A 21,788-nucleotide genomic window follows, 5' to 3' on the forward strand; every position below is an offset into this window, starting at 1 on the left:
CTCTCATTATGAGAAGGATTTTTTGATTGTATATCAAAATAACTTAAGCGTTCTTTTTTCTTGCGAGTACTTTCTCAGCAGCTTCAACGATATTCGGAGTATCCAAACCGTATTTAACTAATAGCTCATCAGGTGTTCCTGATTCACCAAAAGTATCTTTCGTACCAACGTATTCGATTGGAATAGGGAAGTTTGATGCAGCTACCTGTGCGATAGAATCACCTAAACCACCCAGAATGTTATGTTCTTCAACTGTTACTGCACATTTGGTTTTACGGATAGATTTCAAAACCGCTTCTTTGTCTAAAGGTTTAATAGTATGAATGTTTACCACTTCAACGCTATAGCCTTTTTCTTCAAGAATTACTCCGGCCTGAATGGCTTTCCACACCATATGTCCGCAGGCAAAGATAGAAATGTCTGTACCTTCAGAGAAAAATTGTGCCTTACCAATTTCAAAAGGAATAGCAGGATCGGTAAAAATCGGCCATGACGGGCGTCCGAATCTCAGATATACTGGTCCTACATAATCAGCAATTGCAATAGTAGCAGCTTTGGTTTGATTATAGTCGCACGGAACAATGACTGTCATGCCCGGTAACATTTTCATCATTCCGATATCTTCTAAGATTTGGTGTGTAGCACCATCTTCACCTAAGGTTAAGCCTGCGTGAGATGCACAGATCTTTACGTTTTTACCTGAGTATGCAACAGATTGACGAATCTGGTCATACACACGTCCGGTAGAGAAGTTAGCAAAAGTAGTTGTATAAGGAATTTTACCACCAATTGTTAAACCGGCAGCTATACCAATCATATTAGCTTCAGCAATACCTACCTGAATAAAACGTTCAGGGAATTCTTTAATGAACTGATTCAGTTTCATAGAACCCAATAAATCAGCAGTTAATGCTACTACATTTGGATTTACGCGTGCTACTTCAGCGATTCCGTCACCAAAGCCACTTCTTGTATCTTTCTTACCACTAGGTTGAATATCTTTTAACATGATTCTATGTTGGAATTGCAAATTATGTAATCAAAATTAAGTTAACCAAAGATAAACTTTCGTTGTTGATTTAGTTCAGATTGGCTAAAGATTCTTTAAAGAATGATTCGTCAGATTTGAGGAATAACTCCCATTTCCATGCAGTGAGCATCATATCTTCTATCGAGTACTGAACCTCCCATTTGAGTTCTTCTTTTGCATAGTGATTGTCGGCGTAAATCGCTACAACATCACCCGGGCGGCGATTTCCAATGGCGTAATTAAGTTTCACTCCGCTTACTTTTTCAAAGGCTTTTATGGCTTCTAATACGGTAACACCATTTCCTGAGCCAAGATTATAAATGTCACAGGCTTTATTATAGCCGGCTTCCATCATCTTTTGAATGGAAAGAGTATGGGCATGAGCAATATCACTTACGTGGATAAAGTCGCGCAGGCATGAACCGTCGCGGGTATCATAATCACTACCGAAGACCTGCATTTGTGGAAGTTTTCCAATCGCCGTTTGGGTAATTGCCGGAACCAGATTAGCTGGTTTGCCTACCGGTAATTCACCGATATAAATCGACGGGTGTGCCCCCACCGGATTAAAGTATCTTAGCAAGATACAGTTACAGTCACTTGATTTTGCAAAATCCTGAATAATTTGTTCACCCATCTGTTTGGTAGCTCCATAGGGTGATTCTGCCGGTTGCATAGCGGTTTGTTCTGTTACAGGTATCTGTAACGGATTACCGTAAACCGTACACGATGAACTGAAAACAAAGTGTTTAACTTTAAATTCGTCTACACATTTCAATAAGTTCACCAAAGAAAAAATATTGTTTTCATAGTATAGTAACGGCTTTTCAACAGATTCACCTACAGCTTTATATGCAGCGAAGTGTATGATGCCTGTTATATCAGTATTTTCCTGGAAGATGGCAAACGTTTCATCAAAATTGCAAAGATCTACTTTATAATTTTTGATTTTTTTGCCTGTAATTTTTTCTATACCGGTGAGCATATGGGTGGTTGAGCGAGCATTATTATCTACGCTAATCACTTCAAATCCATTTTCGATTAAGTCTACAATTGTATGCGATCCGATATAACCACATCCGCCGGTAACTAATATTTTACCCATAAAAATTTTAATTGAGTTAATTTAACCTGGAGCACAATTACTCCCGGATTATTTAATCAGTCCCATCAGATACTGACCATAGCCGCTTTTCAGCAATGGTTGAGCCAATTGAATCAGTTGTTCTTTATTAATAAAACCCTTTTTATAAGCGATTTCCTCGATGCAGGCTATTTTTATACCCTGGCGTTGTTCTATCACCTGAACAAATTGGGAAGCTTGCATGAGCGAATCAAATGTTCCGGTATCTAACCAGGCAGTACCGCGGTCGAGAATCGACACTTTGAGTTTTCCTCTTTCAAGGTATACCCTGTTCACATCAGTGATTTCATATTCTCCTCTCGGACTTGGTTGTAGATTTCTGGCAATTTCAATTACATCATTATCGTAAAAGTAAAGCCCGGGTACGGCATAATTACTCTTAGGTGCCGTAGGTTTTTCCTCGATAGAAATTACATTATTTTTATCATCAAATTCAACCACACCATATCTTTCCGGGTCACTTACATGGTAAGCATATACAATTCCTCCGTCGGGAGTAGTATTGTTCGATAACATGTTGCCCAATCCTTGTCCGTAAAAAATATTATCCCCCAAAACGAGGGCTACACTGTCATTACCAATAAAATCGGCTCCGATAACGAAAGCCTGTGCCAGTCCATCAGGAGAAGGTTGCTCTGCATAGGAGAATTTGAGTCCCAGTTTCGATCCGTCTCCCAATAACCTTTGAAATTGAGGTAAATCATGTGGTGTAGAAATGATCAATATCTCATTAATACCAGCTAACATAAGTGTAGAAAGCGGGTAATAGATCATCGGTTTGTCGTAAATAGGCATGATTTGCTTTGAAATAGCATAGGTAATTGGGTGCAATCTGGTACCAGAACCTCCTGCGAGAATAATTCCTTTCATAATGACCGATGGTTTAATGATTGATGTTATTCAAAAATAGTAAAACTATAAGCTTGAATGCAAACAAAATATTTTCTTTTCCGTGTTAGGGTTTTTGGAACACGGAAGTAACAAAAAACCCAACTCATTGAGTTGGGTTTATATAAAACGAATTTAGAACAATTTAATTATGTAGTAGGCTACTCCGGCAATCAATGCACTGACCGGAATTGTTAATATCCAGGCCCAGAGGAGGTTTAGTGTTACTCCCCAGCGAACGGCGCTCAGACGTTTGGTGGCACCTACCCCCATAATTGCACCGGTAATGGTGTGGGTAGTACTTACAGGAATTGCAAGGTGCTCAGCAAAGAATAAGGTAAATGCACCGGCAGTTTCTGCAGCAACTCCTTCGAGAGAAGTTACTTTAGTAATACGGGTTCCCATTGTTTTAACGATTTTCCATCCTCCGCTCAGCGTTCCTAAGGCAATAGCGGTAAAACACGCTAACGGAACCCAGCTCGGAACATCACTAACGCTTTCAATCTGACCGGTAGCAATGTAGGCCGCAGCGATCAAACCTAATACTTTCTGCGCATCATTCGAACCGTGCCCCAAACTGAATAAGGCAGAGGAAACCAATTGCAGTCTTCTGAACCATTTATCTGCTTTGTAAGGGTTCGACTTTCGACTTATATTAATGATTATGAGACTTATAATGAGTGCGACGAGCATCCCGATAATCGGTGCACCGAAGATGAACAGGAAGATGGGTAACACTACTTCATAGTTTACTACGTGTAAACCGGCTGCTTTCAGGCCACCTACGTGGGCAATAGCCGCTCCGATAAAACCACCCAATAAAGTATGGGAAGAAGAAGACGGGATACCGAACCACCAGGTTAAAAGGTTCCAGATGATAGCGGCAATCAGGGCTGCCAGAATCACTTCCAGTGTAATGAAGTTTTCGTTGATTGATTTGGCAAAAGAGTTACCTATTTTAAACTCACCGATCCAGTATTTGGCAATAAAGAAGGCTGCGAAGTTAAATACAGCTGCCCACAAAACTGCCTGAAAGGGAGTTAACACTTTTGTAGAAACGATGGTTGCAATAGAATTGGCTGCGTCATGAAACCCGTTGATATAATCGAACACGAGTGCCAATACTATGATCACTACTAATAATGTCATGGATTAATTTTTTATGTTCCCTTCAATCGTAAAAAACGATCAAAGTAATCATCGTTAAGCATACTTGATGATAATTGACTCAATTACATTTCCTGCATCTTCACATTTATCAGTTACAGTTTCCATGACTTGATAAATCTCTCTCTTCTTAATTACCTCTTTCGCGTCGACTTCGATTTCAAATAATCTTTCAATACTCATGTCGAAAATATCGTCGGCCTGATTCTCAATACTGTTTACTTTGATTAAAGAATCAGTAATCTGACGCATATTCTTCATGTTGCGTAATTCAATTACTGCATTTTTGATATGAAAAGACCCTTGTTCGATTAATTCGGCTAATTTTTGAATGCCCTGATCGTTAGGGTTTACTTTGTAGAAGTTGATTTTTTTTGCTGAAGCAAAGATGTAGTCAGCAATATCATCTAAAGCCGTAGCCAGATAGTGAATATCTTCACGATCGAAAGGAGTGATAAAGTTTCTGCCCAATTCGGTGAAGATTTTATGGGTATAGTCGTCGTTTACATGTTCTAAATCTTCGATCTGAGAGATTAATTTAGCTCTCTTATCGTAATCTGTTTCTTTAACAACTTCGTTCATCAGAACACCCATTTGTGCTACGGTTTCTGCCACTTGTTCAAATAAGGAATAGAAAATTCTATCCTTTGGCATAAAAATCTTAATGATGGAATTCAGACCCATGTATTGTGAATTTGGGGGCAAAATTAATACGAATAGGGGAGGCGTGTGATTATTAGCAAATTGGTAATAATTTCTTAACATATGAAAATAGCTCCTTAAAGTAAACTGATGAAGAAATTGTTAATCTTTGTGCCTCTTTTTGCTGAATTTCTAGTATGAAAAAAATTTTCTTATTGTTTGGGCTCACTTTTGTGACCTATTTTGCTTATTCCCAAAAGCTTCTGATGGATATGGTGGATACCACCAGTGATGTAGGGAAAGGCTTACTGGATATTTATAAACATTATAACTATCTGAGACTGAGCGGGTATATACATCCTCAATATCAGGTAATACAAGAAAAAGGTGCTCAAACCTACAACGGGGGTAATTTTAATGAGCATTCAGATAACCGTTTCATGTTTCGCCGGGCGAGGTTCAGGTTTGATTTTCTGCGAATGAATGACCTGGATCAACCTGTTGTGCAGGTGGTTATGCAGATTGACGGAACCGAACGTGGTGTAAATATCAGAGACTTCTGGGGGCGTTATTTTGAAAATAAACTGCAACTGTTCTCTTTCACGATGGGGATGTTTGCCCGTCCTTTCGGACATGAAGTAAACTATTCTTCACAATTCAGGGAAGTTCCCGAGCGTGGCAGAATGTCGCAAATTCTGATGCGCACAGAACGTGATCTGGGGGCAATGATAACATTCAGGTCACGCAAAGCTAAAAATGCACTCAAAAATTTACAATTTGATGTGGGTGTTTTTAATGGACAGGGGCTTATCAGCGAAAGAGAGTACGATAGTTATAAAGACCTGATCAGCAGAATTACCTATCGCGACATTCCGATTGTAAAGAATGTTACTTTAAATGTGGGGCTTTCAACGCTTCAGGGCGGAATTATGCAACCCTCAAAATACTCTTACCATACCGCAAAAAATCAGTATATCGTAGATTCTAATGTAAATCACATCGGCCGCAGGTCTCCACGTATATATTATGGAGCTGATGCTCAGTTGAAATGGAAGCACCGTTGGGGGCAGACGCAGTTACGGGCTGAATACTGGAAAGGTAAACAAAGTGCCTATCAACGCTCAAGCGAAACTCCTGACGACCTGGAAGACCTTCCTTTTTTTGTACGTGACTTTGATGGTGCTTTTGTATATCTTTTACAGGATATAGTGAATCCTAAACATCAGTTCGGTATACGATATGACTTTTATGATCCGAACAGAGATGTAAAAGGTGAAGAAATCTATAACAATGGTGTATTTTCTGCGGCTGACATCCGCTATGATACCTGGAGTGTGGGATACAATTATTATATGAGTGAGAATTTGAAGCTGATGATCTGGTATGATATGCCCAGGAATGAGAAAACCAGATTGACAGATTTTACCTCTGATAAAAAAGACAATATATTCACCTTCAGAATACAGTATACATTCTAGTACTACGAAAATACAGACTTAATAATAAGTTAATATCTAATTCACAATTCGATCATTTTACAGTAACATTCTCTTAATGCAGTACAGATAGTTTTGCGCAACAAAAGTCAACAACTGTGAAGCAAAAATTCTGTAAAGCATTATTAGGAGCACTGTTCTTAATCATAGGATCGGTACTTCAGGCACAAACCATTCAGGGGGTTGTGTTAAACGACAAAAAAGAACCGCTCTCGGGTGTCACCATTACTATTGATGGTGTAACAGGTGGTAAAACTACCGACGATCAGGGCGCCTTTTCCTGGACATTAAAAGAACCAGGTGTCATTACCATTCACTTCTCTATTATAGGTTATCAGCCAAAAACTCTCACAAAACTTCAACTTCAAAAGGATAAAATAGAGAATATTACCGTTACATTGGCAGCTGCCGAAGAAGTTCTTAAAACAGCACAGGTTACGGTTTCTGCAAGAAAAGAAAGCGTTAATGCAATCATTCAGATGCAGAGAAGAAGCCCGGCTATCGCTGATGGTATTTCTGCAGAATCAATTAAAAAATCTCCTGATAGAAACTCCTCAGATGTATTAAAAAGAGTTACCGGTACTTCTATTCAAGACAACAGATTTGTTGTGGTAAGAGGTTTAACCGACAGATATAATATTGCATTGTTAAACAATGCATTGTTACCAAGTACTGAACCAGACCGCAGAGCTTTTTCTTTTGATATTATTCCTTCTCAATTATTAGATAATATTTTCATTTATAAAACTGCAACACCTGACCTTCCCGGTGATTTCGCAGGTGGAGTTACACAGATCAGTACAAAAGATGTTCCTACCGAAAACTTTTTACAAGTAGGGGGAGGCGTTAGTTATAATACCATGAGTACCGGAAAGCCGTTTAAGATCGGTTATCTGGGAAAAACTGATTATTTAGGATATGAGAATGGCGACAGAACATTACCTGCATCATTCCCCAGCCGTAAAAATTTTCAGGGTTCGTTTTTTGCAGACAGAGCAGAACAATCTGCAAAAATAAAAAATACTTACGGTGATCGTTACCACGGTAATGCATTACCTAACCAGTCATACCAGTTAACCTGGGGGCAGAAAATAGACCGTGACAACGGAGCTCAGATCGGTTCTGTGTTATCACTGAACTATAAGAACAGCCAAACCATGAGTGCAGGTATCAGATCAGAATATGATAACCAATATGAATCTGTGAATGGAGCGGCATACAGATATGAGGATTCGACTTATAAATTCTCTACCGCTTTAGGTGCATTGTGGAATCTGTCTTATAAAAAAGGTAAAACAAAAATCACACTCAGAAACTTATATAATAGCCTCTTTGAAACTAATAATTTATTGAGATCGGGTTATCAGTATTATAGTGGCGGTGTGATTGTTACAGCACAGGGTTCTGAAACTGTAGTGAAGTCAATGTTGTCTTCGCAGTTGGAAGGTGTGCATACTTTGAGAAAAAACAGAAGCTTTAACTGGAATATCAATTATTCATTTACTCAAAGAGACCATCCTGATTATAAATTTGCTCCGTTCATTAAAGATTCGGCAGAGATTTATAAAAATGACCCTCCGATGGTGGTGTTAAGAGATACTTATCGCTTCTTTGCGAATTTGAAAGATCATGCAATTGGTGCAAATGTAAATTATACAGCTCCGTTAAATTGGAAAGAGAAGAAAGTTGGTACTATTAAAATGGGTGTATTCTCTCAGTTTAAACAAAGAGACTTCTCAGCCAGAATATTCAGATACAACAGATCTCCGCAAGCAGGTTTTGATGAATCAATCCTTACGCAGAATATCAATGAGATCTTCAGTAAATCGAATATGCATGCTAACGGATTGGCATTAGAGGAAATTACCAATAATACCGATAGTTATGATGCGCAAACTCAGTTATTAGCTGCTTACGGTATGGTTGATAATAAAGTAACAGACAGATTAAAACTGGTTTGGGGTATTCGTGCTGAATACTTTGATTCGAAAGTAAATACATTTGATTTTTCGGGATCTGCCAGAACAGTTCCAAGAAATTATGTAGATATCCTGCCTTCGTTGAACCTTACTTATGAGTTGACGTCTATCTCGAATCTGAGATTTGCAGCCAGCAGAACAGTAGGCAGACCAGAATTGCGTGAAATGGCGAACTTCTCTTTCTATGATTTCGTAAGAAACTTACAGGTTAGAGGTCGTTTTGATGTAGAGAGAAGCCAACATACAAATATTGATTTGCGTTACGAAGTATATCCTAATAATGGTGAAGTATTCTCTATAACAGCATTCTACAAACACTTCAAAAATCCTATAGAACTTAGAGTTGATCCGGGTTCTCCTTCTTTGAACCCTATTCTTGAATATTATAATGCGAATGCAGCAACAAGTTTTGGTTTAGAAGCGGAAGTTAGAAAACGTTTAAGCTTTTTAGGTGATGCTGCGTGGTTAGATGATATAACCGTATTTGCAAATGCTGCAGTTATTAAATCAAAAGTTGATATAGAAGGAATTGATATGGCGTATGCAGATGCTGATCGCCCGATGCAGGGGCAATCTCCATACCTGATTAATACCGGTTTTGTTTATTCTCATCCTACCAGCGGATGGAGTTTCAGTGGTATGTTGAATAGAATCGGACACAGGGTTGAAGCAGTTGGTAATGACCCGAAAGGCTTCCCGGATATTTATGAAAACGGTAGAACATTGATTGATCTGCAGTTGTCAAAAAGAATCCTGAAAGATAAAGGAGAATTGAAAGTGAATGTATCTGATTTGTTGAATCAATCATTTGTATTCTATCAGAACTACAGAACAGATACAGACAAGATTTCTAAAAGATCTTACAAAGAAAGTGAAGATAGAATCTGGATGAGTTATAAAGTCGGTTCTTCGTTAGGGTTGTCGTTCACTTATCAATTTTAGTTTACAATTTGTTCACGTTAGTTTCATATACAGATCATAATAAAAATTGAATTTCGTTCATCTTAAAAAAACATTAACATGATCTTCTCGAAAAAAACATTGTACTCATTAATGCTGTTAGCTGTTGCTTTTAATGCATGTAGTAAATCTGATGATGATGATGACGATGATACTACTCCGGTAAACACTACAATTCAAGGTACTGTTACAAGTGATATCACTTTAACTGCAGATAAAAAATGGACCTTAAAAGGTTATGTTTATGTTGCTGACGGTGCTACCATCAGAATTGAACCGGGTACGGTAATCGTTGGTTCAACTGAAGAAAAAGCTGCATTATGTGTTGAAAGAGGTGGTAAATTAATTGCTGAAGGAACTGCTGATAAGCCAATCGTATTTACTTCAGGTCAACCTGCCGGACAACGTGCTCCTGGTGATTGGGGTGGTGTTGTTTTATTAGGTAAAGCTCCTACAAACAGAACTGCAACACCAACTATTGAAGGTGGTTTAGATAGATCATATGGTGGTACGAATGCTGCTGATAACTCAGGTATTCTGAAATATGTAAGAATTGAGTTTGCCGGTATCGCTGCTTTCGCAGGTTCTGAAATCAACGGTTTAACTTTAGGTGGCGTTGGTACAGGCACTGTTCTTGAAAATATTCAGATCTCTTTCGGTAACGATGATGGTTTTGAATTCTTCGGTGGTACTGTAAACGCAAAAAGATTAATTTCTTATGCAACTTCTGATGATGATTTCGATTTCGATTTAGGTTATATCGGAAACATTCAATATGGTATTGCATTGAAAGATCCTAATACAGTAGATAACGGTGATGATAACAACGGTATCGAAAGTGATAACGACGGTTCTGGTACAACAGCAACTCCGTACACTCGTGCAGTATTGTCTAATTTTACTTTCGTAGGACCAAACAATGCTTCTACTAATGTTAGACATAAATACGGTAACCGTTTCAGAAGAGCTTCTCGCTTTGTGTTGAAAAACTCAATCATTATGGGTTATCAACAAGCTGGTATCTCTTTAGAATCAAACTTAACTGCAGAAGCTTATAAAGATGGTTCTTCTATCTTCGCTAACAACCTGGTACACGCAATTGCAAATCCTTATTTAAGCCAGGCTGAAAGTATTATCACTTCTGCTGATTTCAAAACTAAAGCTGAAGCAGACGGTTGTATCACTTATGCTACAGCAGCTGAAATCGGTTTAACTGATCCGTTTAACTTAACTGCTCCTAAATTTGCTCCTGCTACAGGTTCTCCTGCATTATCAGGTGCTGATTTCGCCGGGTTACCTGCTTTCTTCCAAACTGAAACTTTCAGAGGTGCGGTAGGTGCTCAGAACTGGTTAGATAAATGGACTAGCTTCACTCCGAAAACAAACGTTTATTAATTCCTTCCATGAAGAAATTTTTAATGATATTATGTTTAGGGATTGTTCTTTATTCACTGGTTGGATGTAAGAACAATCCTAAAACACCTGCTATCACTCCGACAGCAGACTGGAAAGAAATTATTATTGATAGTGTGGAAGTATTACACTTCCCGGATTATCTGGAACAGAAAGAATATCAACATCAATTTGTAGTTGATGCAGCTCTTTCCCAACAAATCAATCAGAATATTCATACGGATACTGTTTCGTTGAATATCGACGCTTATCAATACAAGATATACTTGTTCTCAAAAGGTGAGCCCTTCAAAACCCTTTATATTTCTACAAAACACGGAGAAGAGTTTCTTAGTTATGTAGTAAATGGGAAAAGAATCTATCACCCGCTAAGCGAACAAATCAAACTTGCTTTACAGGAGTTCACGGGAGTTTAATCCCTTAACCATCTCTCTTCAGAGATGGTTTTTTTATAAATTTTTGTCTGCCCTTGCGCTGAATGGTATTGATTACCGCCACTGCGCAAGGGCTTTTTGTTATATATACAGTCAGCAATCTTTTAAGGTGAAAGGAGAGATAAAATTAAAAATCATTATATTTATAGCACCCAACCAGAACCTTAAAAAAATACTGACTTGCCAACCAGCACTGTATCCAAGAAGTTTTCCCGCCAACAATTGTTGGTGGCTATCGCCGCTGCCGTAGTAGCCTTTTTAACTTATACTTCCATCTTTGCCTATCGCAAACCCTTTACTGTTGCCACTTTTGAGGGTATCAGCTTCTGGGGTGTTAAGTACCAGGTTTTACTGATTATCAGTCAGGTGGTAGGATACATGATCAGTAAGTTTTACGGTATTAAATTCATTTCTGAACTCGGCCGTCTCGGAAGATGGAAATCTTCGGCAGTATTAATTGGTATTTCGTGGCTGGCAATGTTGATTTTTGCCATCTTACCTGCACCCTGGGGAATGCTCTGTTTGTTTGTAAATGGTTTTTGTCTGGGCTTTATGTGGGGAATTATTTTCAGTTATGTTGAAGGACGGAGAGCTACTGACTTTATTGGAACCTCACTGGCTGTGAGCTTCATTTTTGCAGGTGGTTTTACCCGTTCCGTAGCAGTATATCTGCGCGATCATTTTCACGTTGCCGAGCAATGGCTTGCTTTCGCTACCGGGCTGGTTTTTGCCTTACCGCTGATTGTATTTATGTACCTGCTCGAAAAAATACCTGCTCCCGATGAAGATGATGTAGCAGAACGCACCGAGCGTTTGCCTATGAATAAAGAAGACCGGCTTCGTTTTATGCGTACTTTCGGATTGGGGGTATTGGCTGTTGTATTAACTTACCTCTTTCTCACTATCATGAGAGATATCCGTGACAATTTTATGGCTAATATCTGGAACGAGCTGGGGTATGGACAGAATGCTGCCATCTTCACCCGAACCGAAACCATCACTTCTATTATTGTATTAATAATGATGAGCCTCGTAGTGCTCATCCGTAAAAATATTCTCGCCCTTAATATCGTTCACATATTAATATTTATCGGATTTGCATTGGCAGGACTTTCCTCTTTATTTTTCTTCAGCGGCCAGTTAGACGGTGCCATGTGGATGCAACTAACCGGGCTTGGTTTATACATGGGGTATATTCCGTTTAACTGTATTTTCTTTGATCGTTTAATCGCAACTTTTAAAGTGCACGGAAACGTAGGTTTTCTTATTTATACGGTAGATGCATGGGGATACCTGGGAAGCATCATTGTAATGCTTTGGAAAGAGTTTTCCGATGTAGAGGTTTCGTGGTTAGAGTTCTTCCCGATCTGTGTAATGATCTTTACTACAATCGGTCTGGTAGGTACATTATTCAGTGGCTTCTATTTCAGCAAAAAATACAAAACACTTAAATCTTAATTAATAGTTGTTATTCGGCCGTAGATAATGAGAATCCGATCGTGGTTCCGATATCTACTCTGCTTCTTGCATGAATACTATGACCGTGGGCTTCGATGATGTGTTTACAAATTGCTAATCCTAAACCGGAGCCTCCGATTTCTCTGCTTCTCGCACTGTCGGTTCTGAAAAAACGTTCGAAAATCCTTTGAAGGTTTTGCTGTTCAATACCAAATCCGTCATCACTGATTTCGATCAATACATTATCATCATCTGTTTTATAAAAACTGGCAGTGATATGGCCTTTCTCTTTACCATATTTAGTGGCGTTTTCGATAATGTTAATCAATACCTGTTTGATTTTTTCTTTATCAGCATACACCTGTATCGGATGCTCACAACCTTTCTTAATTCCGGTTTTGATTTGTTTAGAGTGTATGTGAATTGATAAAAGATCAAAGATTTCTTTTACAAGATCCTGAATAATGAAGTATTGTTTGTTAAGTGGTAATTGTCCCATTTCTAATCGTGAAATCTGGTCAAGGTCATTCACCAGATCTACCAACCTGTCAACATTCTTATTGGTATTCTCTAAAAATCGTTGGGCAATTTTTTCATTGTCAAGAGCACCGTCCAGTAAACTGTCAACATACCCCTGAATAGCGAAAATGGGCGTTTTTAATTCGTGGGATAAGTTTTGCAGAAACTCTTTCCGGTACCTTTCATTCTCCAGTAGTGCACGGTATTCAAGAGAAAACCTTTCACTCCATTCTTCAACGTCTTTACGTACATCATCAACTGTTTTTTGAGGAAGCAGGTATTTGAAATACATTTCTTCTTTTTTGGTTGATTTTGTTTGCTGAATCAGCTTATAAATCAATTTGATTTTTCTGTTTACGTATTTATCAACCAAAAAATGAATAATATAATAACCAGCTCCAAAAACAATTACTAACGAAATAAGAAAGTATAGTAGTTTGAGGGATACAAGATAAAATCCGATTGCAACAGGGAGCGCAATAGAGATCGCACACAGCGCCGAGAGCTGTTGCGTGGTTAAATTTTTAGTTCCAGGCATCTGGCAAAGAAAATTAAAAAAGCTAGAACTGGAATTTGTATCCTACACCTTTAACAGTGGTAATACAATCAATACCTAACTTTTGTCTGATTTTTCGAATGTGAACATCGATTGTTCTGTCTCCTACAATTACATCATTACCCCAAATCTGATGCAGTATTTCGTTTCTGAGAAACACTCTGCCAGGTTTAGTAGCTAATAAATGTAAAAGTTCAAACTCTTTCTTTGCTAAAATTATGTGATTCCCGTCAACTTTAACCTCGTAATTTTCGGGATTGATAGTGATGTTCTGAATCTGTAAAACACCGGCGCTATCATCTTCGTTGTTTTGTACCCGGCGGAATAATGCATTTACTCTTGAAACCAATACTTTAGGACTGATCGGTTTACTGATGTAATCATCACCGCCCATTTCCAAGCCTTCAATGTGAGTAGTTTCGTCGCTTAACGCGGTAAGAAAGATGATAAGAGTGTTTTCAAATGCGGGTAAAGATCTGAGGATTTCACAAACCTGTGTTCCTGATTTCTTTGGCATCATAATATCCAGTATAATGAGGTCTGGCTGGAATTGTTTGGCTATTGTCAGTGCTTCTTCCCCATCTTTTGCCGTTTCAACACTGTATCCGTTTTTTTCCAGATTATATTGGATGATTTCACGGATATCTGCCTCGTCGTCTGCGATCAATATTTTTTTTCCTTTGAAATCCATTTAACACAAAATTTACGCAAAAATAATTTTAAACCAAGTTAAGAATTACAAAAAGGGATTATGAAATTGTTAACTGATCAAAGCTTTAACGTAATTAAATCTCTTTTTGGTAGTATTTTTGCTTAATTTGAGTGTTGATTATGAAGAAATTTTTTAAGATTTTAGTGCTTTTGGTCCTTGCCTTTCAAAGCCTGTTAGCGCAGGATGGTTTTTCTGTCGCAATGGAGCGTCAGCTATGGCATGATAATATTGATAAACAACAACAAAGAGCATTATCCAACGTTCCCCCGGTTGAATACGATACAGTTCGTTTTTACCTGATTGAAACAATAGATTCCCTTCAAAAAGATATTGAAATTAACAACTCTAATTCTTCACAGGCAAAAGTGAAAGAGTTACGTACTGTCGACTTTTTTCTGCAGGAGTTTAATAACAGAAAAGGACAAGCAGATTATCCGCCCCGCATGGCAAAAGAAGCTACCCTGAATTTTATAGAAGCGCTTAAATATGAAAGACAAGGGCAGTCGATTGTTTCTGTAGTAGACAAAAGCTCGTATGGCGTTGCAGTTATTCTCTACGAATCTATGAAGCATTACATGGCTGATAACCTGGGGGTACAATCTGCACCTGTAATTATCCTTCGTAAATACTGTGCCTTATATCCCGATCAGATTCTGCCTTCATTACGGAAAATGCCGAATGTGACTTTTGCCGACAGTTTAATTGAAATAGCAGCTAAACGCGACCTGCGCAAGCTGTACGATTATGCGCAGGTGAGAGATCAGTTAGGAAATCGCATCCGTAATCACACCAACCCTACCGTAAAAGCAGTTGCGCAGATGGCTGGTAGCAAAAGCGGACAAATGTATTTTCCGTTTCTGGATAACATCGTAAAAGGTAGAACGTCTATAGAAGAAATAGACGCTGTAAAAGATAACAACCGGGCTTATTACAAATTGATGGTCAATACCCGTATCGATTATATGGGAAGAATGTTTCCTCCTTACAGAGATACTGCAGAGGAAATGAAAGCTTTAACAGATATGATGGCGCGTAAAGTGAAGGAAACTTTTGTGCGCGAAATCAACGCTTTGCATAATGTATCTAATCCCGCAGTCCGGTATAAAGTACTGGAAGGTTTATCCGCTCCTGAATTGTATTACATTGCTGTATTGAGTGAAGATGAAATTTATACTTCCAGTTATGTGGAAGGTGTATATCCGCGCATTTTCCAGAGTATGAAAAATCCGCGTGGAGATAGTTTACTGATGAGTGTGCATGGAGATTATTTCAGAAAGTTTATTAAAATGGCTGCTGGGTATAATACGCTCGATAAGTTTTTGGCTACAATGGATAAGGAAAACGCCGAAACTTTAATGAAGTCGTTTGTAATCGGTTTAGAACGTGATAATTATAATCATGACCTGGAAGACGCAGTAGACGTTGCTGACTCTTACAGCAGCATCATGGATAAAAATAAATCATTGGCTGCCTTTGTGTTGAATGAAGTAAGCGTGAACCACCTGAAAAATATTCAACAGCAAAATAAAAGAGGGATTGCTATTTACCGCTTATTGGAAACCCTGTTTAAATCGGCCGAAGAAAACTCAAAAATCGACCTTTCTAAAGAGTTAGGAATTCCATCTGTATATACACAGGATTATAATGAACTCACAGACAAAGACGGAAAAGTGATTCAACAGGTTTTCTTTTACGGCGATGACGACAATGACGGCCAGTATTCTTATGCAAACTTTTTGGGGATGTTCAGAAATAAGGCCGGCTGGAAAATCACTGATAATAACCCGAATTGGGTAACTATTACGAATACAACGGGTAAGCCGGTACAGATTTTTGCGAATAAACCGCTGTACGGACCGGATGACCCCGACGACAAAGCACAGGACGCGCTAATAAAATATCTGGATGAAAACAATTTACAACCAACGGTTGTAATACATCGTGGACATAGCTACCATTTACCTTCAACTTTGAGAAAACTGGCGCCGACTGCAAAAATTGTAGTACTGGGATCGTGCGGAGGTTATAATAACCTGAACGAAGTACTGACGATTTGTAACGACGCTCATATTATTTCTTCAAAACAAGTAGGAACAAAATTGGTGAACGAACCGATTATTGAAGCACTAAATAACCGATTTGTAGCCGGAAAGGCGGTTAACTGGCCTGCGATGTGGAAAGAATTAGCTGCAAAAATAAAAGATGGTGACGCTAAAGAAAAATTTGAAGATTATATCCCGCCATACAAAAATTTAGGTGCAATTTTCATCAAAGCTTATCGTACGGCGATGAATGAGGAATAGTATCTTTGCAAACGCATGCAGAACAAAAACAAGAAAATTTTCGACGTTAAACTCCTACAGCGCGTATTTAGTTACGCTGCTCCGTATAAACACCGTTTCTGGGGATCAGTGGTATTGGCGGTCTTGTTGGCCGTTGTGGCTCCCGTTCGCCCATACCTGATTCAGGAAACTATTAACAATTACGTCGTACAGGGCGTAGAAGCCTCCGAAACAGGCACAAAAGACGCATTGATCTCTCTGATCGTCTGGATTACCATCATTCAAATCGGTATTCTGCTTTTAGAAAGTGCCATGCGCTTTTTCTTCTCTTTTATGACCAGCTGGCTCGGACAAACCGTTGTTCGTGACCTTCGCGTGAAAGTTTTTAATAAAGTACTCCACCTTAACCTGAAGCAGTACGACCAGACCCCTATCGGAACACTCACTACACGAACAATTAATGATATTGAATCTATTAATGAAGTCTTCTCTGACGGTTTAATTCCGATTATTGCCGATTTGCTGTCGATTATTGCAATTCTTGGATTTATGTTCTATTCAGACTGGCAACTAACACTGATCTGTCTGGCACCTTTCCCATTCCTGATTATTGCTACTTATTACTTTAAAGAGTCGGTGAATAAGTCGTTTATCAGAGTGAGAAATGCCATTGCGCAATTAAATGCTTATGTTCAGGAACACATTGCCGGAATGCCGATCGTGCAAGGATTTGCGATTGAAAAACAGGAGATGAATAAGTTCGTAAAGATTAATGAAGAACATCGCAATGCCAATATTAAGGCCATCTTTGCTTACTCGGTATTTTTTCCTGTGGTGGAAATTATTCTGGCCGTTTCTACCAGCTTGCTGGTATGGTGGGTTGCAAAAACAAACGTAGGATTGAACGCTGCCGACGCTAACCTGCTGATCGGTAAACTGATTTCGTTCTACCTCTGTCTGAATTTATTATTTAGACCATTACGCGTAATTGCAGATAAATTCAATGTACTTCAGATGGGAATGATCGCCAGCGAACGCGTATTCAAAGTGCTCGACAATCCTGATGTGACAAAAAACGAAGGAACTTTCCAACCAGCATCTATTAAAGGTTCTATCGAATTCAAAAATGTGGATTTTGCTTATATAGAAGGCAGAAACGTACTGAAAAATATTAATTTTAAAGTTGAACAGGGCGAAACCGTAGCAATTGTCGGACATACAGGAAGCGGCAAAACTTCTATCATCTCGTTATTAAACAGACTTTATTCAATACAAAAAGGAGAAATTTTGATTGATGAAGTGAATATTGATGAATATGATATCGAAGTGCTGCGTAAAAATATTGGTGTGGTACTACAGGATGTATTTTTATTCTCCGGTTCCGTACATGATAATATTACTTTACGTAACCCGAATATTACAGAAGAACAGGTAAAAGATGCTGCTAAAATGATTGACCTGCACGAATTTATCGAACAACTGCCCGGCGGTTATCAGTTTGATGTGCAGGAAAGAGGGGCTACTTTATCATTAGGACAAAGACAGTTGCTTTCATTTATCAGAGCACTTTTATTTAATCCGTCGGTTTTAATTTTAGATGAGGCTACATCATCCGTTGATACGGAAACGGAACAGTTGATCCAGCATGCTATCGATAAACTGATAGCCGGAAGAACCTCTATTATTATAGCCCATCGCTTGAGCACGATCAGAAAAGCAAATAAAATTATAGTGTTGGATAAAGGTGAAATTGTTGAAATGGGAAATCATGAACAACTGATGAATCGAAAAGGATATTATCACAAACTTCATGAAATGCAATTCCAACAATTGTCACATTAAAAAAAGTTTGTAACTTATAGTAGTTTAAGGGGATAAAGTTTTGTGTGTTAAAAAAAACTTCATTTCTTCCTGTTTTACGAAACAGGAAGAAATGAAGCGGATAGGATAAGCTGCGTTTCTTAAAAAAGAAAGCAATAAACCCAAATGATTCGCCCTCTACTATTAAATATAATACTACTACTGTTACTTGCCGTGAATTTGCCAGCACAATCTGTGAAACTGGTATACAATTCTGATTACGCCACTATACAGTTTGTAAAAAAGTTGCTCGACCAGGGGCCTTCTACAGAAAAAGACAAGTATTTCGTTTTAAGGGGGTTAGACCTCCATACTATTCATTTCCTTGACTCATTACGACTTGACTACCTCAGTTATAATCTGCGCTATTACGACTATCCCGTAGGCCAGAAAATGCCGCTTTCTTTTTTTCGGTTAATGGAAAAGTATATACTCGACGAAACACCGCAAATGAGTTACCGTACTTACGCCGAGGGTATTATTCCGGAAGAATATATCGCACAGTATGAGCGCATGCTGTATTTATTTAAGCCGATTTATCAGGAAATCGTAGAAAAGCCCTATGATAAACAGATAAAACTGGCTATGCAGCTCCTCAATACAATGATGGAGGATCTGGATGTAACGCAAAAGCTTCATACAATCGCCGGTTTCTATGGTGTAAAAATGAAAGATTATGTAATTGCTATATATCCGGTTCTCGATAACCTGCTCACTACCGGAACTTCATTTCTGAACAGGGGGGAAGTTGCTTTACCGATTATTCATGTAGATCCGAGGCAGGCTATTTCTACACTTGTACATGAAATCAGTCACCTTTTTTATTCAGACATGAGCAGCAGGATGAAACGTGTAATTGATGCGACTGTTGTCAACTCACCATGGAATGGTTCCCGTTATGCAAACTGGTTAATGGATGAAGTGATCGCAACAGCGGTCGGAAATGGCTGGGCCTACCGTGAAATGTTTAACAGTGAAGAGTCTGGCAGCTGGTATTACAGAAATCATTATGTGAGTGAGGCTTCAAAAATCATTCACCCGCTGGTTAGTCAGTATATCAAAGCGGGCCGTTCAATTGATATTCAATTTATTAATAGCTACTTAGAAAAGCTCGACCGTAGCGTGAGACGTTGGATGCGGGATTGGGATTTTTTGCTGCAGTACCGCGAGGTAAGAGTACCCAGCTACGAATACCTGACTATGGTAGATATGTATTATCCTTTTTATTATTATCGCAGGTATCTGATAGACAATCGTTTAGACGAAATGCTACCTACAACTACCAAGATGTATATATTTTCAGACAACTATGAAGAAGAGTGGAAAGATGTACAGAAATACCTTGGCGAATTTGTGGATTCAATACCCGATTTTTCAAAACCATTTGTGAAAGAGTTGGTTTTTATTGATCGAAGTAAGATTATTCTGATACATGGAGATAAAGCGTTTGTTGAAGCTACCTTACAGGAGCATGCGTCGTGGTACCAGTATCAAAAGAGAAGAAGAAATGCGAAACGTTGATTTTCAACGAGTTGGCAAAACCCCTATTCTAATAAGTTACAAAAAAATAAGCAAACTGCCAAAAAGGCTATAAACAACTAACATTCAATTGTTTTTCTTTGAAAAACAGGTATAAAACGTCTGAAATGTCAAAAAAGAGTCTAAATCTTATATATAATTAATAAATACTTTGCTTTCGCCTTCGTTTTTGAAGTTCTGCTCCTTATCTTTGCGCCAAATTTCAGGGAAGTATGATCTTTAATCGTGTCAAATGCTTGTCAGTAGCGGTTTTTAGCCTTCTATTGATGCTTTTTTCGAATGTAGCATTCGCAAATGATGAACATGCAGGCGAAGAAAAACCTAAAGTCTTCGATGCAAACAAGGTAATATTCGGTCACGTATTGGATGCACACGAATTCCACTTTTTCGATTACACCGATAGTGAGGGTCATTTACACCCTGTAACCATTCCTTTGCCCGTTATATTATATTCTAAAGAACGTGGCTGGGATGTTTTCATGTCTTCTAAACTGGAGCATGGTCATGCTGTTTACAACGGGTATAAAATTGACGATGAGAAAATTTATGCGGTAAATGAAGCAGGTGCAATTGATGAGTCGGTAAAAGTGTATGATTTGTCTATTACGCGTAATGTTGCTCAGATGTTATTGGCAATTATTGTATTGGTAAGTATTTTAATCAGTGCTGCCAATAAGTACAAAAAAGGAATAGGAAGAACAACTGCACCGAAAGGCTTCCAGAATGCATTGGAAACAGTGATTCTGTTTATCAGAGATGAGGTAGCTAAGCCTAACCTGGGGTCAAAATACGAACGTTACTTACCGTTCTTATTATCAGTTTTCTTCTTTATATTAATAAACAACATCTTTGGGATGATTCCCGGGGCTGCCAACGTATCCGGTAATATCGTGTTTACGGCAGTGTTAGGTATTATTTCAATGCTGGTGATCAACTTTAGTGGTAATAAGCATTATTGGGGCCACATCTTTAACCCTCCTGTTCCGGGTGGTGTAAAGGCGATTTTAGTGCCGGTAGAGATTTTGAGTATTTTCACTAAGCCGTTCTCGTTAATTGTGCGTTTGTTTGCAAACATTTTAGCGGGTCACATTATCATTATTTGTTTGATCTCTTTAATTTTCATCTTTGGTAATTTCGGTTCAGCTGCGGGTTTCGGATTTGCGCCTGTTTCAATTGCGTTCACCATCTTCATCTACATGATTGAAATATTGGTAGCGTTTATTCAGGCTTATATCTTTACCAACCTGACGGCTGTATTCCTGGGTGGAGCTATTGAAGAACATCATCATCATGAAGATGAGCATGCTCATCATTAATCGTTAAGTTGTCAATTTTTTTTATTTATTATTTATATAAAAATCACAATCATGGATTTATTAACCATTTTATTGAGCGATGTAGCTTGGGCTAATGCTGGTGGTGCAATTGGTGCAGGTATGGCAGCAATCGGTGCTGGTATCGGTATCGGTCAAATCGGTAAAGGTGCTGTAGAGTCTATCTCTCGTCAACCTGAAGCTGCTAACGACATCCGTTCAAACATGATTTTGACTGCTGCGTTCGTAGAGGGTGTATCTCTTTTCGCAGTTATCGCTGGTATCTTAGCGATTTTCATCTAGTCAAAACTTATTTCTGCATCTAAAGCACAGGGCGGCGGATGCAGAAATTCTTTCAGAGAAAAAAGATTAAAGCTTATATAAAAGCCTATTATA

At 38.5% G+C, this 21,788-nt stretch carries 17 protein-coding genes; 10 read left to right on the forward strand and 7 right to left on the reverse strand.

What is annotated here, in order from left to right; all coding sequences use genetic code 11:
* Positions 1–43: 43 nt before the first annotated feature.
* From D9O48_RS01590 to D9O48_RS01610, 5 genes are all read right to left on the reverse strand, one after another.
* A complete protein-coding gene (locus tag D9O48_RS01590) occupies positions 44–1,009 on the reverse strand; it encodes a transketolase family protein (RefSeq protein WP_126969913.1) in 966 nt (321 codons plus the stop codon).
* 70 nt (positions 1,010–1,079) lie between these two features.
* Positions 1,080–2,135 carry a UDP-glucose 4-epimerase GalE gene (gene galE / locus D9O48_RS01595; protein WP_126969915.1) on the reverse strand — a complete coding sequence of 352 codons (1,056 nt, stop codon included), beginning with the start codon at positions 2,133–2,135 and terminating at the stop codon, positions 1,080–1,082.
* A gap of 48 nt (positions 2,136–2,183) precedes the next feature.
* Positions 2,184–3,044 carry a glucose-1-phosphate thymidylyltransferase RfbA gene (rfbA, locus tag D9O48_RS01600; RefSeq protein WP_126969917.1) on the reverse strand — a complete coding sequence of 287 codons (861 nt, stop codon included), beginning with the start codon at positions 3,042–3,044 and terminating at the stop codon, positions 2,184–2,186.
* Between the two features lie 153 nt (positions 3,045–3,197).
* Positions 3,198–4,211 carry an inorganic phosphate transporter gene (locus tag D9O48_RS01605; RefSeq protein ID WP_126969919.1) on the reverse strand — a complete coding sequence of 338 codons (1,014 nt, stop codon included), beginning with the start codon at positions 4,209–4,211 and terminating at the stop codon, positions 3,198–3,200.
* Between the two features lie 54 nt (positions 4,212–4,265).
* Entirely contained in the window at positions 4,266–4,913 is a 648-nt protein-coding gene (locus tag D9O48_RS01610) for a DUF47 domain-containing protein (protein ID WP_126969921.1), read from the reverse strand.
* A gap of 155 nt (positions 4,914–5,068) precedes the next feature.
* On the opposite strand from D9O48_RS01610, the gene D9O48_RS01615 reads away from it, so the two are divergent.
* From D9O48_RS01615 to D9O48_RS01635, 5 genes are all read left to right on the forward strand, one after another.
* Positions 5,069–6,349, forward strand: a complete 1,281-nt coding sequence (locus D9O48_RS01615) for a porin (protein WP_199750475.1) — start codon at positions 5,069–5,071, stop codon at positions 6,347–6,349.
* A gap of 116 nt (positions 6,350–6,465) precedes the next feature.
* Positions 6,466–9,288 (forward strand): TonB-dependent receptor domain-containing protein, encoded by a 2,823-nt coding sequence (locus tag D9O48_RS01620; RefSeq protein ID WP_126969923.1) that lies wholly within the window; start codon positions 6,466–6,468, stop codon positions 9,286–9,288.
* Positions 9,289–9,366: 78 nt separating this feature from the next.
* Positions 9,367–10,701, forward strand: coding sequence for a T9SS C-terminal target domain-containing protein (locus tag D9O48_RS01625; RefSeq protein ID WP_126969925.1), 1,335 nt, complete (start codon positions 9,367–9,369; stop codon positions 10,699–10,701).
* A gap of 8 nt (positions 10,702–10,709) precedes the next feature.
* Complete coding sequence (locus tag D9O48_RS01630) at positions 10,710–11,135, forward strand: hypothetical protein (RefSeq protein ID WP_126969927.1); 426 nt, start codon at positions 10,710–10,712, stop codon at positions 11,133–11,135.
* 198 nt (positions 11,136–11,333) lie between these two features.
* Positions 11,334–12,611, forward strand: coding sequence for a DUF5690 family protein (locus D9O48_RS01635; RefSeq protein ID WP_126969929.1), 1,278 nt, complete (start codon positions 11,334–11,336; stop codon positions 12,609–12,611).
* A 10-nt stretch (positions 12,612–12,621) separates the two neighbouring features.
* Here D9O48_RS01635 and D9O48_RS01640 read toward each other — a convergent pair whose 3' ends face one another.
* A complete protein-coding gene (locus D9O48_RS01640) occupies positions 12,622–13,668 on the reverse strand; it encodes a sensor histidine kinase (protein WP_126969931.1) in 1,047 nt (348 codons plus the stop codon).
* 22 nt (positions 13,669–13,690) lie between these two features.
* Complete coding sequence (locus D9O48_RS01645) at positions 13,691–14,377, reverse strand: response regulator (protein ID WP_126969933.1); 687 nt, start codon at positions 14,375–14,377, stop codon at positions 13,691–13,693.
* A 140-nt stretch (positions 14,378–14,517) separates the two neighbouring features.
* Here D9O48_RS01645 and D9O48_RS01650 point away from each other — a divergent pair, with 140 nt between their 5' ends.
* From D9O48_RS01650 to atpE, 5 genes are all read left to right on the forward strand, one after another.
* The gene (locus D9O48_RS01650) at positions 14,518–16,701 is read left to right on the forward strand and encodes a hypothetical protein (protein ID WP_126969935.1); all 2,184 of its coding nucleotides are present in this window, start codon (positions 14,518–14,520) and stop codon (positions 16,699–16,701) included.
* Between the two features lie 15 nt (positions 16,702–16,716).
* Positions 16,717–18,522 (forward strand): ABC transporter ATP-binding protein, encoded by a 1,806-nt coding sequence (locus D9O48_RS01655; protein WP_126969937.1) that lies wholly within the window; start codon positions 16,717–16,719, stop codon positions 18,520–18,522.
* 198 nt (positions 18,523–18,720) lie between these two features.
* Positions 18,721–20,061, forward strand: coding sequence for a hypothetical protein (locus D9O48_RS01660; RefSeq protein ID WP_126969939.1), 1,341 nt, complete (start codon positions 18,721–18,723; stop codon positions 20,059–20,061).
* Positions 20,062–20,345: 284 nt separating this feature from the next.
* Positions 20,346–21,395, forward strand: a complete 1,050-nt coding sequence (gene atpB, locus D9O48_RS01665; protein ID WP_233589140.1) for a F0F1 ATP synthase subunit A — start codon at positions 20,346–20,348, stop codon at positions 21,393–21,395.
* 72 nt (positions 21,396–21,467) lie between these two features.
* Positions 21,468–21,695 (forward strand): ATP synthase F0 subunit C, encoded by a 228-nt coding sequence (gene atpE, locus D9O48_RS01670; RefSeq protein ID WP_233589141.1) that lies wholly within the window; start codon positions 21,468–21,470, stop codon positions 21,693–21,695.
* The last annotated feature ends 93 nt before the right edge of the window (positions 21,696–21,788 follow it).

It is taken from the genome of Gynurincola endophyticus, assembly GCF_003991195.1.
Taxonomy (GTDB): Bacteria; Bacteroidota; Bacteroidia; order Chitinophagales; family Chitinophagaceae; genus Gynurincola; species Gynurincola endophyticus.

What these genes read in the sequence shown, in the direction of transcription:
- D9O48_RS01605 (WP_126969919.1), bottom strand. Translation starts at nt 4,211, where the DNA reads ATGACATTATTAGTAGTGATCATAGTATTGGCACTCGTGTTCGATTAT.
- D9O48_RS01590 (WP_126969913.1), bottom strand. Translation starts at nt 1,009, where the DNA reads ATGTTAAAAGATATTCAACCTAGTGGTAAGAAAGATACAAGAAGTGGC.
- D9O48_RS01615 (WP_199750475.1), top strand. Translation starts at nt 5,069, where the DNA reads ATGAAAAAAATTTTCTTATTGTTTGGGCTCACTTTTGTGACCTATTTT.
- D9O48_RS01640 (WP_126969931.1), bottom strand. Translation starts at nt 13,668, where the DNA reads ATGCCTGGAACTAAAAATTTAACCACGCAACAGCTCTCGGCGCTGTGT.
- D9O48_RS01645 (WP_126969933.1), bottom strand. Translation starts at nt 14,377, where the DNA reads ATGGATTTCAAAGGAAAAAAAATATTGATCGCAGACGACGAGGCAGAT.
- D9O48_RS01630 (WP_126969927.1), top strand. Translation starts at nt 10,710, where the DNA reads ATGAAGAAATTTTTAATGATATTATGTTTAGGGATTGTTCTTTATTCA.
- D9O48_RS01610 (WP_126969921.1), bottom strand. Translation starts at nt 4,913, where the DNA reads ATGGGTCTGAATTCCATCATTAAGATTTTTATGCCAAAGGATAGAATT.
- D9O48_RS01625 (WP_126969925.1), top strand. Translation starts at nt 9,367, where the DNA reads ATGATCTTCTCGAAAAAAACATTGTACTCATTAATGCTGTTAGCTGTT.
- D9O48_RS01655 (WP_126969937.1), top strand. Translation starts at nt 16,717, where the DNA reads ATGCAGAACAAAAACAAGAAAATTTTCGACGTTAAACTCCTACAGCGC.
- atpB (WP_233589140.1), top strand. Translation starts at nt 20,346, where the DNA reads ATGCTTTTTTCGAATGTAGCATTCGCAAATGATGAACATGCAGGCGAA.
- D9O48_RS01650 (WP_126969935.1), top strand. Translation starts at nt 14,518, where the DNA reads ATGAAGAAATTTTTTAAGATTTTAGTGCTTTTGGTCCTTGCCTTTCAA.
- rfbA (WP_126969917.1), bottom strand. Translation starts at nt 3,044, where the DNA reads ATGAAAGGAATTATTCTCGCAGGAGGTTCTGGTACCAGATTGCACCCA.
- galE (WP_126969915.1), bottom strand. Translation starts at nt 2,135, where the DNA reads ATGGGTAAAATATTAGTTACCGGCGGATGTGGTTATATCGGATCGCAT.